Origin of the sequence: Xenorhabdus sp. SGI246 (genome assembly GCF_040838225.1) — a bacterium.
Lineage (GTDB): Bacteria > Pseudomonadota > Gammaproteobacteria > Enterobacterales > Enterobacteriaceae > Xenorhabdus > Xenorhabdus indica.
This window is the reverse complement of the sequence record NZ_JBFPEZ010000015.1, coordinates 33,034-46,530: the sequence shown is the minus strand read 5'-3', so window position 1 is coordinate 46,530 and position 13,497 is coordinate 33,034. Positions and strand designations below refer to the sequence as shown.

The following is a 13,497-nucleotide window of genomic DNA, read 5'->3' as shown; positions in this document are numbered from 1 at the left end:
CGACATCGGTGGCAGTCAGGGTGATGTCATTGTCCAGCGCTTTGTCGTTGACACGGCGGGTTAATGGCACCCATTTCTTCTTAGTATTTTCTGGATTAGCTAAATCATAGGCTTTTTGGGCTAACTCATTAGCTGATTTCACGGCTTTTGATGTTGCTGCATGGGCTTCACTGTCACTGTTTACAGCATTACTTAAAATAACAAATCCTTTGTTTTTCAATGTGGCATCTGGATGGTTACGGCTTTCTGCATGGTCTCTGATTCTGTCCCTTACATATCTGCGAGTTGCTAAGCCAGAAAATAATTCTTCAAACGAACCTACCAAATTTATGTTATCAATAGGTAATAGCATACGAATTGTTTGTTCATGCATCTGTGATTTGTACAGTTCAGCACAGTTTCCGATAGCAACTAGCGTACCACTTTTATCAAACAGACCTATTTCACGGATCCACCAACTACCCTCATCTTCTGGGAGTACCTGTTCAACAACAATTTGGTTAGGGTTCTTAGGATCAATGAATAATCTGTCAATTTCTGCACGATATCTTTCGTTAATCAATTGAGTTTGATTAGTATTAGGTGTTGGCAAATTTCCGTCGCCAACTGCCATGTGTGTAATTTCAAGCTTGTTACCTGAGGTTGCAGCGTTTTCCAGCTTATTGGCACCTGAATCTGTCAACAATGAAAAATATTTCGTACTCATGTAATCCCCTTATTTATCAATGACAAGTCAATGGAATAATTCACAAACCCGCCTGTTACAACACAAGTCCCTGTAGCATTTGCCTGAGCTATAACAGTTGACTGTTTAATAAGCTCATTGTTTTGGTAAACATGTGTTCGTGGAGAAATGTAGGCAGGTCCTGCCTATATGAGACATACATTGCATCTGCAAGATTAAGCGGATTAATTATCTGGAAATTCAAATTAAATCAAAATAATGAAATTTGTCAGAAATGAAAAAACCGACATAGTGTCGGTTTTTGTCAGTAAATGATGTGTCTCACTGAGTAAATTATTCTTTCACCTCTTCTTCTACTTTGAGCAAGGTGATTTTCACTTTGTTAATGCGATGACTAGTGATTTCCAGTGGTTCAAAAAGATAATCGCCAATCTGTAGTTGTTCCCCTTGTTGTGGAATATGTTGTAGATGTTCCATTAACAGGCCCGCCAGTGTTTGGTATTCGCGTTTTTCATCCAGTGGTAGTGGAATATAAAGTATCAGATCATCCAGCGGCATAAATCCATTAGCAATCCAATGCCCTTCTTCTGTGACCTGAATATCATGGCGAGCATCAATCTCTCCACTACCTACAGGCAAGTTTCCTGTGATGGTTTCCATTACATCTGTGACTGTGACAATACCTTCAACGGAGCCAAATTCATCAACAACAAAAGCAAAATGAGTTTGTGCTTGACGAAATTGTTCTAACGCCTGAAGTAAAGAGAGAGATTCAGGGAAAATCAAAGGCTGTTGTACTAATTGCCGCAAATTAAATGTCTTATGAGTGAGTTGTTGATTAAGGATATCAATCACATGAACTACACCCAGCGGTTCATCACTGGTTTTTTCATCCGTGACGACAATCCGAGTGTGTGGTTTTTGCTCCAGTAATACAGCCAGTTTGTCAGTCGGTGAGTGAACATCAAGGTAAACCACGTCGTGGCGTGAGGTCATGATGCTGCTGACTGTACGTTGTGCGAGACTAAAAACGCGGGCAATCATTTGCCGTTCTTGTGGTTCAAAAACTTCTTTATGCTCTTCATGATCCGCGATCAAACTGGAAGTATGGTTATCCAAATCCGCACTTTCACGTCTGCCATTTAAAATATGGAGGACAGCTTCTGCGGTTCTCTCGCGCAGTGAGCGTGAAGCACTCAGAAATTTGCGACGATTGAAGTGGGCGAATTGATTTAGTGCTTCGATCATAATAGAGAAGCCAATGGCAGCATAAAGATAGCCTTTGGGTATTTTGTAGCCAAATCCTTCGGCGAGCAGGCTGAACCCAATCATCAATAGAAAACTGAGGCACAGTATTACGATGGTAGGATGAGCATTAACAAACTTTGTCAGAGGCTTACTGGCCCATATCATCAGGATCATGGCGATGATAACCGCAGTAACCATGATACCAATATGATTAACCATACCCACAGCAGTAATAACGGAATCCAGTGAGAAAACAGCATCTAAGACAATAATCTGTACTACAACCGCCCAAAAACTTGTTCCTTTACGCTGTTGATTGGTATGCAGGATTTTTCCTTCCAGCCGTTCATTCAACTCCATTGTGGCTTTAAATAGTAGGAACATTCCCCCAACCAGCATAATTAAATCACGGGCACTGAATGGATGATCCCACAAGGTCAGCAATGGTGTTGTCAGAGAAATAAGCCAGGAAAGGCTGAATAATAAGAGCAACCTCATCAGCAGAGCACAGGACAAACCAGTGAGACGGGCTTTATCTCTCTGTTTTTCAGGGAGTTTATCTGCCAGAATGGCAATAAAGATTAAGTTGTCAATTCCGAGAACAATTTCTAAAACGATAAGTGTGGCCAGACCTGCCCATATCGTTGGATCAGCGATCCATTCCATATAGTTTATTTTACCTTTTACTGTGACGGCTTGTGCCGACCTCTGAATAATGAGGATTGATTGTCAAAATATCAATAGGCGATTTATTGCAGTTGGAAATTTTTTCAGCAAAAAAACAGTATCACAATATCGGTTGCATCAATAACTATCCCCGATACCCATTCCTGAGTTAACATGTGATCTCATTAACAAATTGTCTACTATATTTTGTTGTACGCGATATTGTTACATGTACAACGTTTTGGCAGGCAGCAAGTCATTATCAGACGGGAGTTATTCATGTCCAAGCAACAGATCGGTGTTGTCGGTATGGCGGTTATGGGACGCAATCTGGCGTTGAATATTGAAAGCCGTGGTTACTCTGTATCAATTTTTAACCGCTCCAGCGATAAAACTGATGAAGTTATCGCTGAAAATCCAGGGAAAAAATTAGTTCCAAGTTATTCCATTGAAGAGTTTGTCGATTCGCTGGAAAGGCCACGTCGTATTCTGTTAATGGTTAAGGCAGGTGAAGCTACGGATAAAACCATTGCATCTCTGACGCCGCATTTGGATAAGGGTGACATTCTGATCGATGGTGGCAACACCTATTTTCAGGATACTATCCGCCGTAATCGTGAATTATCCGCTCAAGGTTTTAACTTTATTGGTACAGGGGTTTCCGGTGGTGAAGAAGGTGCATTAAAAGGTCCTTCAATTATGCCGGGTGGTCAGAAAGAAGCTTATGAACTGGTTGCACCGATTTTGAAAGAGATTGCTGCTCAAGCAGATGGTGAGCCTTGTGTGACTTATATTGGCCCAGATGGAGCAGGTCACTACGTGAAGATGGTTCACAATGGCATTGAGTATGGTGATATGCAGCTAATTGCTGAAGCTTATTCTCTGTTGAAACATTCACTGAATCTGAGCAATCAGGAACTGGCGGATGTATTCAATGATTGGAATCAGGGTGAACTGAGTAGTTATCTAATTGAAATTACTTCTGATATCTTCAATAAGAAAGATGAAGAAGGTAAATATCTGGTAGATGTGATCCTGGATGAAGCAGCTAATAAAGGGACTGGTAAATGGACGAGTCAGAGTTCTCTGGATCTGGGCGTTCCAGTCACGTTGATTACTGAATCTGTCTTCGCGCGTTATATCTCTTCTATAAAAGATCAGCGAGTAGCTGCATCTAAAGTTCTGTCAGGGCCAGAAGCCGAGCCATTTAAAGGTGATAAATCAGAATTTATTGAGAAAGTTCGTCGTGCTTTGTATTTAGGTAAAATCGTTTCTTATGCGCAAGGCTTCCAACAGTTGAAAGCATCTTCTGATGAATACAACTGGGATTTGAACTACGGTGAGATTGCCAAGATCTTCCGTGCTGGCTGTATTATTCGTGCGCAATTCTTGCAAAAAATCACGGATGCTTACAACGAAAACCAAGATATTGCTAACCTGTTGCTGGCACCTTACTTTAAACAAGTCGCTGATGAATATCAGCAAGCTCTACGTGATGTTGTTTCTTATGGTGTGCAAAATGGTATTCCAACACCCACTTTCTCTGCGGCTATTTCTTATTACGACAGCTATCGCTCGGCCGTTTTGCCTGCCAACCTGATTCAGGCACAGCGTGACTATTTCGGAGCGCATACCTATAAGCGTATCGATAAAGAAGGTGTGTTTCATACTGAATGGTTATCATAATAGTTAGGTATCTATAAAAACTTAACTTTAAAAATGATGGGGTGCTGAGTTTTCAGCCCCTTTTTTGTAGAAGAATTTTTTTAATAAACAATATATTAAGAAAATGATCTCTATCTCACCAACCATTCAGCAAATTGCACCAGCCAGTGAGCCATATTTGCATCAAAAACGTGATGCATCACAATAATGCAGATAACTACCAGCCCAATTATTACCAGAATAAAAATATTATTCATAGAATAATCACCTATTTTGTCTGGTTAAATTATAGCAAAATATAAATTTTATTTAATGAGTTTCTGGTTAACTAGAGGCATTTAAAATGTGACTAATTCCGGCATGGCGATACCTGAGTGCTATCCGGTGGCGCTTTGAATGTTTAATCCTGTATTTGGCTCATCTTAAAATAAATTTTTATTTTTTTAGCTTTAGTGAATTTCAGTTTATTTTTTAATCCTACACTAGAGGTTATTGATATGAGTCAAAATTACTGATGCAGATAAATGACAGATTGTAAACCACCTCTCTTACATCAGGATTTGAGATACCTCAGAAAAATTTAAGGAGTTCCTAATGGCAATATCAACTTTCTTTATCCCGCCGGTGAATAAAATCGGTATGGGATGCTTGAATGAAGCCGTTGAGTTAGTGAAAACTTATGGCTACAAACAGGCTTTAATCGTTACTGACTGTGTACTGAACGAGATTGGTGTTGTTGGGAAAGTTCAGAGGTTATTGACTGATGTAGGAATAAAAAGTGCAGTTTATGATAGAACGAATCCGAACCCAACTACGATTAATGTCGAACAAGGTCTGGCTATTCTGCGTCAGCATGATTGTGATTTTGTCATTTCTCTGGGGGGTGGTTCACCGCACGATTGTGCGAAAGGTATCGCGTTAGTGGCTGCAAATGGTGGTGATATTCGTGATTATGAAGGTGTTGATCGCTCTGCAAAACCTCAATTGCCGCTGATAGCGATTAATACCACGGCAGGGACAGCTTCCGAAATGACACGTTTTTGTATTATCACAGATATAGATCGCCATATTAAAATGGCAATTGTGGACAAAAATGTGACCCCGATCTTATCAGTTAATGATCCTGCATTGATGATTGGAATGCCAAAAGGACTGACGGCTGCGACGGGTATGGATGCATTGACTCATGCGATTGAAGCCTATGTATCTATAGCGGCTAATCCGATCACTGATGCTTGTGCGTTAAAAGCGGTAACAATGATCAGCCGCTATTTGCGTCGTGCTGTTGAAAATGGCAGTGATGTAGAAGCGCGTGAAAATATGGCTTATGCCCAGTTCTTAGCGGGTATGGCATTCAACAATGCTTCTTTGGGTTATGTTCACGCGATGGCGCATCAATTAGGTGGTTTCTATGATCTGCCACATGGTGTCTGTAATGCGGTGTTATTACCTCATGTACAGCGTTTTAATGCCAAGGCCGCAGCATCTCGCTTGAAAGATATTGCTGCTGCGATGGGAGCCAATGTTGCGAATGTCGATGACCAAGAGGGTGCGGAAGTATGTATTCAAGAGATCAGCCGACTGGCAAAAGATGTCAATATCCCGGCGGGATTAGCTGAACTGAATGTTAAATCAGAAGATATCCCAACATTGTCAGCTAATGCCTTAAAAGATGCTTGTGGTTTCACCAATCCGATTCAGGCATCACATGAAGAGATTGTTGCTATTTTCGAAGAAGCAATGTAGTGATTCATAACATTTTTCATAAACTCTGCTATCTTACCTAGTAAGGGTAAGATTTAGTAAAAAGCCACTTCGTTTTATTCAGGTAAATTAACGAAGTGGCAGTATTTTCGAACCTTGATTCCTGTTTAGAAAACGATTCTTTAAAAGTTATTTCTTAAAAACTATTCCTTAATTGAATGCCTTTTTTGCAATTGGCGGATGACACAACTGAGATCCAAATCTTGATCTTGTAGTAATACCAACAGATGATAAATCAAATCCGCAGCTTCATTGGTGAGTTCTTCTTTATCATTAACGGTTGCTGCTAATGCTGTTTCTATACCTTCTTCTCCCACTTTTTGCGCAATGCGTTTTGTCCCACTAGCGTACAGGCGGGCAGTATAGGAGCTATCCGGGGACGAATTTTTTCGACTTGCTATTAACTGTTCCAGTTGGTAAAGAAAACCCCATTCTGTTTGTGCGGAAGCAAAACAGCTTTCAGTGCCTTTATGGCAGGTTGGACCGATAGGACTGGCAAGGATAAGGAGAGTATCTTTATCACAGTCAGAGTGAATTTCAACTAATTCCAGAAAATTGCCGGAGCTTTCACCTTTAGCCCATAACCGTTGTTTAGTGCGTGAGAAAAAGGTAACTTTGCCTGAACTTAACGTCACATTCAGTGCTTCCTGATCCATGTAACCCATCATCAACACTGTACCAGACACTGCATGTTGTACGATAACGGGCATGAGGTTATCGACTTTTTCCCAATCTAATTTTTCGATTTCTTGTTGTGTTAATGGTGGTATCGTTAACATGTTCTTATTTCAACCCCTTGTGCTGCCAGATACTGTTTCAGTTCACCAATGTTGATGACCTGTTTGTGAAAAACGGAAGCGGCTAAGGCACCATCAACATTCGCTATTTTGAAGGCGTCTAGAAAATGTATTGGGGCACCTGCACCACCGGAAGCAATCAAGGGGACAGAGCAGGCTTCCCGAACCAGTTTAAGCTGAGTGAGATCATAACCATTACGAACCCCGTCCTGATTCATCATGTTTAGGACAATTTCACCGGCCCCACGTTGTTGTACTTCTTTGACCCAATCTAATGTTTGCCATGAAGTTGCGATAATGCGTTTTTCATCTCCGGTAAATTGGTACACTTGATAGCTATTGTTTTTTTCATCAAACCATGTATCGATACCGATCACGACACACTGAACTCCATAGCGATCAGCCAGACGGTTAATCAAAAAAGGATTTGCCAAGGCAGGGGAATTAATAGATATTTTATCTGCACCGAATGATAAGATTTTTCCTGCATCTTCGACGGTTTTGATCCCACCAGCAACGCAAAAAGGGATATCAATCACTTCAGCTACTTTCGCCACCCAGCTTTTATCGACTATACGGCCATCAGAAGAGGCGGTAATATCGTAAAATACCAGCTCGTCTGCACCTTCTTGGGCGTAGCGTTGTGCAAGGGGAACGATGTCTCCAATAATCTCATGATTGCGAAATTGTACTCCTTTAACCACTTGTCCATCGCGTACATCAAGGCAAGGGATTATGCGTTTTGCCAACATTGAATAGCCTCCCTCAGTGTAAATTTCCCTTCAAGTAACGCACGACCAACGATCACACCTGCAACACCAGATGCAGGCAGGGGAGAAATATCGGCAAGGCTACCGATTCCTCCGGATGCTTGAAATGCGATTTGTGGATAGCACTGGCTGATTTCCTGATATAGCGAAATATTAGAACCATTCAGTGTGCCATCACGGGAAATATCGGTACATAGCACATGCTTTAGGCCAACGGGAAGATATTGCTCAACAATTTGTTCAAGTGTGGCCTTACTGTTTTCCTGCCAACCGCTGATAGCAATTTGCTTAGCACCCTCTGTATTGATGCGGATATCCAGTGCCAGCACTATGGTTTCTGCTCCGTAATCTTGAAACCATTGCTTAACTAATTCTGGTTGAGTGACCGCAGTTGAGCCAATAACTACCCGACTTGCTCCGGCTTCAAAGAGCGCTTTGACATCGTTTTCTGAGCGGATACCGCCACCGACTTGTACAGGAATGGAAATACCTGCCAGTAGCTTACGCAGCAATGTAATTTGGCGTTTTGCGGGATTTTTTGCTCCGGTCAAATCCACCAGATGCAATAGCTTGGCACCTGCTTGTTCATATTCCTGTAAACGGGATAAGGGAGAATTTCCATAATCCCGGCGTTGGTCATAATCACCTTGATGCAAACGCACAACGTTGCCATCGATTAGATCTAATGCAGGTATAATCATGCGATTACATCTCCAGAAAGTTTTTCAATAGCTGTGCTCCTGCCGCGCCGGATCGCTCAGGGTGAAATTGCACACCCAAGAAATTGTTTTTTGCAATTACACTACTGAATGGATTGCCATAATTCGTTTGAGCAATAGTGTGTTCGCCAACAGGCAGGGCATAACTGTGTACGAAATAGAAATAAGTATTATTTTTAATATTGTGGAATAAGGGATGCCCGGCGAGAGCATTAACTTGATTCCATCCCATGTGTGGTAATGGCAAACCAGAAGTTGCCATTTTTTTGACAGAAGAATGGATTAACTTGAGTAATGAGATATTACCGCCTTCTTCGCTGGTTTCAGCCAGAAGTTGCATACCCAGACAGATCCCTAATACTGGCTGAGTGAGAGAAGTGATCAGGGAGATCAATTCCCGTTGTTGAAGTTGATCCATTGCGGCAGTTGCTGTGCCTACACCCGGTAAGAGCAGTTTCTCGGCTGATTTAACAATATCTGCATCACGGCTAATTACAGGTGCATAGCCTAACCGACGAACAGCATAGGCAACCGAAGCAAGGTTGGCACAGCCTGTATCCAAAATAACCACTTTCATCATCATTTTCTCTTATAAGACACCCTTAGAGCTGGGCAAAGTATCACCTTCTATACGGATAGCTTGTCTTAGGGCGCGGCCAAAAACTTTAAACAGGCTTTCGGCACGATGGTGATCGTTATTACCTTTAGTTTTCAGGTGTAAGGTACATCCCATTGTATAAGAGAGAGAACGGAAAAAATGTTCGATCATTTCTGTACTTAAATCCCCAACACGTTGATGTTTAAATTCAGCTTTATATTCAAGGTGCGGTCGGCCGGAGATATCCAGGGCGCAACGGGCAAGACATTCGTCCATTGGAAGCGTAAATCCGAAACGGGCAATACCACGTTTATCACTTAATGCTTGTTTTAGAGCTTCCCCTAACGCCAGACCGGTGTCTTCAACAGTGTGATGATCATCAATATAAAGATCACCATCAACTTGAATGTTCATGCGAAAACCACCATGAGTGGCGATCTGATCCAGCATATGATCAAAGAAACCGACGCCTGTATTAATGCGACTCTCTCCTTCTCGATCCAGCCAAATTTCAATATTGATCGCAGTTTCTTTCGTTTTACGGTTTACGCTGGAATAACGATCTTTACGAGTCAACTGTTCACAAATAGCTGACCAGCCCAGTGAATCAGCTTGGTAACGAATACCTTGTATGCCCATATTGCGGGCTAATTGCAGGTCAGTTTCCCGATCACCAATCACGTAACTGTTTTTGGTATCCATAACACCATTTGCCAGATATTTCTCGACCAAACCGAGTCTTGGTTTGCGGCAATCACAGTTATCTTCCGGTTTGTGAGGACAGATTAATACCTCTTCAAACTGAATACCTTGTGAAGTAAGAATTTGCATCATCAGAGCATGGGGGGGATCAAAAGCAGCTAGTGGAAAACGGTTTGTACCTAATCCATCTTGGTTAGTGACCATAACTAGTTTGTAACCGGATTTTTGCAGGGTTAGTAGAGCAGGGATCACTCCAGCTTCAAATGCTAATTTATCAAAGCGATCGACTTGATAGTCAGTTGGTGGTTCAGTAATCAATGTTCCATCGCGGTCAATGAAAAGCAATTTCTGGCTCATGGATTTTCTGTTTCCTGTACTTGTTGAGTTTGTTTGCAAAGAGTAGCAATGGCATTGACAAGCCGCTCACATTCACTACGGTCGCCAACAGTAATACGTAAGCAATTTCCTAATCCCGGTTGTTTTTGTTGATCGCGCAGGATAATGCCCTGATCCCATAATGCTCTGAATACTAATTCAGCATTGGTGAATCTCACCAGGATATAGTTGGCTTCACTGGGAAATACCTTTTCCACCAATATCAGTTCATCAAGTGCTGTTTGTAGATAAGCACGATTAGCAATAATTTCTTCCACCCGGTTTTGCATTGCGCGAATACCTGTTGCAGTTAGTGCCTGTGCTGCGATATCTGCAACAGGCGTAGCAAGTGGATAAGGAGCAATCACTTTCAACATTAGCGCGATAATATCGGCAGAAGCCAGAGTAAATCCACAACGTAGCCCTGCTAAAGCAAAAGCTTTCGAGAGGGTTCGCAAAATCACCAAGTGTGGATACTTTTTTAGCCAGTGAATGGTAGTATTTTGCGGGCTGAATTCGATATAGGCTTCATCAATGGCAACAATGGCACGATTGCGGGCAAGTTCGAGGATCTGGAGTAATGCAGCGGGATCAATCAGATTACCTGTTGGATTATTCGGGTTGCAGATATAGATCAATTTGACGCGATCCAGATTATTTTGGATTGCTGTAATATTTGGCTGCCAGTCAGTACTGCTGAGGATCTTTTTCTGCTCAACACCGAAGGTTTCAGCGCTGACACTGTACATACCGTATGTTGGGGGGCAAAACAGAACGGCATCTTTACCCGGTTCGCAGAAAACGCGGATCAGCAGCTCTATCGATTCATCTGCTCCACGGCTGACAAGCACTTGTTCTGGTTGCAGGTTTGTGTAATCTGCATAACGCCGAATAACCGTTACAGGTTGGCACTCAGGATAGCGGTTGAGCGTTTTTTCCGAGAATTGGAAATCAGGGGCGGTGTGATATTCGTTGGCATTTAACCAAATATCACCATTGCCACCCAGACGACGGGCTGACATATAAGGGACTAATTTGCGGATATTTTCTCTTGCCAGTAAATTGACATCAAAAACAGTGCTCATTATTGCTCCTTAAGCTTTGGGTTGAGTGTCGGCGTTGTCTGCATTATCTGTACTGTTCAGGGCAGTTATACGTAATGTGACCGCATTCTTGTGCGCAGTGAGTTGTTCTGCCTGTGCCAGTGTTTCTATAGTTGGTGCAAGTTTTTTTAAACCTTGTGGTGTGAGTTTCTGAACTGTCATTCTTTTCAGGAAATCAGCCAAACCGAGGCTTGAGTAGGTTGAGGTATAACCATAAGTTGGTAATACGTGATTTGTACCAGAAGCATAATCTCCCGCAGATTCAGGCGACCAGTTGCCAAGGAAAATGGAGCCAGCATTGGTTATTTTGTCTACAAGCTGTTCTGGTTGCTGCGTTTGGATGAGCAAATGCTCTGGGCCATATTGGTTACTGATTGTCACACATTGGTCAATATTAGCAGTGACAATGATACGGCTGGATTGTAAGGCCTGAATAGCGATTTGTTGACGTGGCAGCGTGAGGAGTTGTTTCTCGATTTCACGAATGACCTGTTTGGCATAATTTTCGTCAGGTGTGACCAATATGACTTGGGAATCTGGGCCATGTTCTGCTTGTGAAAGTAGGTCTGCTGCGGTAAATGTGGGATTAGCACTATTGTCTGCAATTACCAGTACCTCTGAGGGGCCAGCGGGCATATCAATGGCTGCACCATCAAGGTGTTGGCTTACTTGTCGTTTGGCTTCGGTGACCCATGCACTACCTGGACCAAAAATTTTATCCACTTTAGGGATGGATTCTGTACCAAATGCCATTGCTCCAATGGCTTGAGCACCACCAATCTGAAATATTTCGCTGATACCGCATAATTGGGCAGCGTAGAGTATTTCATCAGCAATCGGTGGTGGAGAACATAAAATTACTTTACGGCATCCTGCGATACGGGCGGGAGTGCCGAGCATTAGCACAGTGGAAGGTAATGGCGCGGAACCTCCGGGGATGTATAGCCCTACTGAATCAATTGGTCGTGTAATTTGTTGGCAGTACACACCGGGTATAGTTTCTACTTCAATTACTGTTGGTTTTTGTGCTTCATGGAACAGGTGGATATTGTTCATGGCCTGTTGCATAGCTTGTTTGATTTCTGGTGCCAGGCGTTTGGTTGCAGCGTTAATTTCGTCTACAGAAATTTGGATGGTATTAACTGCGATATTATCGAAATGTTGACTAAGTTCCCGTAATACTTTATCTCCGTGCTCTTTGACGGTTTCCAGGATCTGTTTTACCGTACTGGCAACATTTTTAGATGCGGCAACAGCAGGGCGGGTTAGCAGCATTTGTTGTTGTTCCGGTGTACACTCTTGCCAGCGAATGATGGTGTTAAAATCAGCGGCATTGCTCAAGGTTATATTAAGATTAGCACTCATCAGGATTACTCCATCATCTTTTCAATGGGTAAAACAAGAATGGAACTGGCACCCAGTGTCTTGAGTTTTTCCATCGTTTCCCAAAACAGAGTTTCACTGCTGACCATGTGCATGGCGACACGGTTTTGAGCTCCAGCCAGAGGCAAGATAGTTGGGCGTTCTGCGCCCGGCAGTAATGAGATAATTTCTTCTAACTTGTCACTTGGAGCATGTAGCATGATGTATTTGGATTCACGAGCCTGAATGACACCTTGAATGCGTATCATTAACTTGTTAATGAGTTGTTGTTTTGTTTCTGGCATTTCACCATCACGTTGGATCAAACAAGCTTTTGAACGATAGATAACTTCAACTTCCCGCAGGCCGTTTGCTTCCAATGTTGCACCAGTTGATACCAAATCACAGATGGCATCGGCCAATCCTGCCCGGGGAGCGACTTCAACAGAGCCATTGAGAAGACAGGGTTTGAATTGAATGCCTTTTTGATCCAGATAGCGTTTTAATAGGTGTGGGTAAGAGGTAGCGATACGAGAGTCTTGCAAACATTCTACGCCAGTATAGTCATAATCAAGAGGGGCGGCGAGAGAAAGGCGGCAACTGCCAAAATCAAGGCGGCGCAGTGTGGTATATTGCGGACTATCTCCCTGTGCGAGACGACTAAGTAATTCTTCTTCGAGTACATTTTCACCAACAATACCTAAATCGACAACACCATCCATTACAAGACCAGGAATATCATCATCACGGACACGTAAGATATCAATGGGCATATTTTCTGCGAATGCGATCAGGCGTTGTTGTTGTAAATTGATTTTGATGCCACAGCGCGCCAGTAATGCCTGGGAGTCATCACTCAAGCGCCCTGATTTCTGCATAGCTATCCGTAATCGAGTTTTATCTAACATGTTATGTCTACCCTATATCAATATATAAATTTAAAACTTAGGTAACTCGGAATCTGTTGGGCATAAAAAAACCCCCGGAAAATCTTCCGAGGGTTTTTTTATCGTATTCACACCACCGGAAGAGTTATTAAACGT

General features: G+C 42.5%; 13 protein-coding genes and 1 other annotated feature (1 of these 14 only partly in view). Of the genes, 2 read left to right on the top strand and 11 right to left on the bottom strand.

All coding sequences use genetic code 11. The features are described 5' to 3' along the window. Both ABLA85_RS04070 and ABLA85_RS04065 read right to left on the bottom strand, forming a co-directional pair. Positions 1 to 706 (bottom strand): phage tail protein (locus ABLA85_RS04070; protein ID WP_367961613.1); only part of this gene is annotated, 706 nt, incomplete at its 3' end. A 312-nt stretch (positions 707 to 1,018) separates the two neighbouring features. Further along, positions 1,019 to 2,599, bottom strand: a complete 1,581-nt coding sequence (locus tag ABLA85_RS04065; RefSeq protein WP_367961610.1) for a TerC family protein — start codon at positions 2,597 to 2,599, stop codon at positions 1,019 to 1,021. A gap of 279 nt (positions 2,600 to 2,878) precedes the next feature. Here ABLA85_RS04065 and gndA point away from each other — a divergent pair, with 279 nt between their 5' ends. Beyond that, positions 2,879 to 4,285 (top strand): NADP-dependent phosphogluconate dehydrogenase, encoded by a 1,407-nt coding sequence (gene gndA, locus ABLA85_RS04060; RefSeq protein WP_367961609.1) that lies wholly within the window; start codon positions 2,879 to 2,881, stop codon positions 4,283 to 4,285. Positions 4,286 to 4,395: 110 nt separating this feature from the next. Here the strand turns inward: gndA and ABLA85_RS04055 are convergent, their stop codons facing one another. Next, the gene (locus ABLA85_RS04055) at positions 4,396 to 4,521 is read right to left on the bottom strand and encodes a hypothetical protein (protein WP_367961608.1); all 126 of its coding nucleotides are present in this window, start codon (positions 4,519 to 4,521) and stop codon (positions 4,396 to 4,398) included. 337 nt (positions 4,522 to 4,858) lie between these two features. Here ABLA85_RS04055 and yiaY point away from each other — a divergent pair, with 337 nt between their 5' ends. After that, positions 4,859 to 6,010: an L-threonine dehydrogenase gene (yiaY, locus tag ABLA85_RS04050; protein WP_367961607.1), complete on the top strand. Its 1,152-nt coding sequence runs from the start codon at positions 4,859 to 4,861 to the stop codon at positions 6,008 to 6,010. 161 nt (positions 6,011 to 6,171) lie between these two features. Here yiaY and hisIE read toward each other — a convergent pair whose 3' ends face one another. The 8 genes from hisIE to hisG are packed head-to-tail and all read right to left on the bottom strand — an operon-like array spanning position 6,172 to position 13,362. After that, positions 6,172 to 6,807: a bifunctional phosphoribosyl-AMP cyclohydrolase/phosphoribosyl-ATP diphosphatase HisIE gene (hisIE, locus tag ABLA85_RS04045; RefSeq protein WP_367961604.1), complete on the bottom strand. Its 636-nt coding sequence runs from the start codon at positions 6,805 to 6,807 to the stop codon at positions 6,172 to 6,174. Then, entirely contained in the window at positions 6,801 to 7,577 is a 777-nt protein-coding gene (gene hisF, locus ABLA85_RS04040; protein WP_367961603.1) for an imidazole glycerol phosphate synthase subunit HisF, read from the bottom strand. The genes hisIE and hisF overlap by 7 nt, the downstream gene beginning before the upstream one ends. Further along, complete coding sequence (gene hisA, locus ABLA85_RS04035) at positions 7,559 to 8,296, bottom strand: 1-(5-phosphoribosyl)-5-[(5-phosphoribosylamino)methylideneamino]imidazole-4-carboxamide isomerase (RefSeq protein ID WP_367961601.1); 738 nt, start codon at positions 8,294 to 8,296, stop codon at positions 7,559 to 7,561. The genes hisF and hisA overlap by 19 nt, the downstream gene beginning before the upstream one ends. A 4-nt stretch (positions 8,297 to 8,300) precedes the next feature. After that, positions 8,301 to 8,891: an imidazole glycerol phosphate synthase subunit HisH gene (hisH, locus tag ABLA85_RS04030; RefSeq protein ID WP_367961615.1), complete on the bottom strand. Its 591-nt coding sequence runs from the start codon at positions 8,889 to 8,891 to the stop codon at positions 8,301 to 8,303. A 12-nt stretch (positions 8,892 to 8,903) separates the two neighbouring features. Then, a complete protein-coding gene (gene hisB, locus ABLA85_RS04025) occupies positions 8,904 to 9,971 on the bottom strand; it encodes a bifunctional histidinol-phosphatase/imidazoleglycerol-phosphate dehydratase HisB (protein ID WP_367961599.1) in 1,068 nt (355 codons plus the stop codon). Further along, positions 9,968 to 11,074 carry a histidinol-phosphate transaminase gene (hisC, locus tag ABLA85_RS04020; protein WP_367961597.1) on the bottom strand — a complete coding sequence of 369 codons (1,107 nt, stop codon included), beginning with the start codon at positions 11,072 to 11,074 and terminating at the stop codon, positions 9,968 to 9,970. Before hisC ends, hisB begins: the two co-directional genes overlap by 4 nt. A 9-nt stretch (positions 11,075 to 11,083) precedes the next feature. After that, positions 11,084 to 12,457 carry a histidinol dehydrogenase gene (gene hisD, locus ABLA85_RS04015; RefSeq protein WP_367961595.1) on the bottom strand — a complete coding sequence of 458 codons (1,374 nt, stop codon included), beginning with the start codon at positions 12,455 to 12,457 and terminating at the stop codon, positions 11,084 to 11,086. A gap of 5 nt (positions 12,458 to 12,462) precedes the next feature. Further along, positions 12,463 to 13,362 carry an ATP phosphoribosyltransferase gene (hisG, locus tag ABLA85_RS04010; protein ID WP_367961593.1) on the bottom strand — a complete coding sequence of 300 codons (900 nt, stop codon included), beginning with the start codon at positions 13,360 to 13,362 and terminating at the stop codon, positions 12,463 to 12,465. Positions 13,363 to 13,424: 62 nt separating this feature from the next. Continuing rightward, positions 13,425 to 13,497, bottom strand: a sequence feature (His leader region) (it continues 51 nt past the right edge of the window).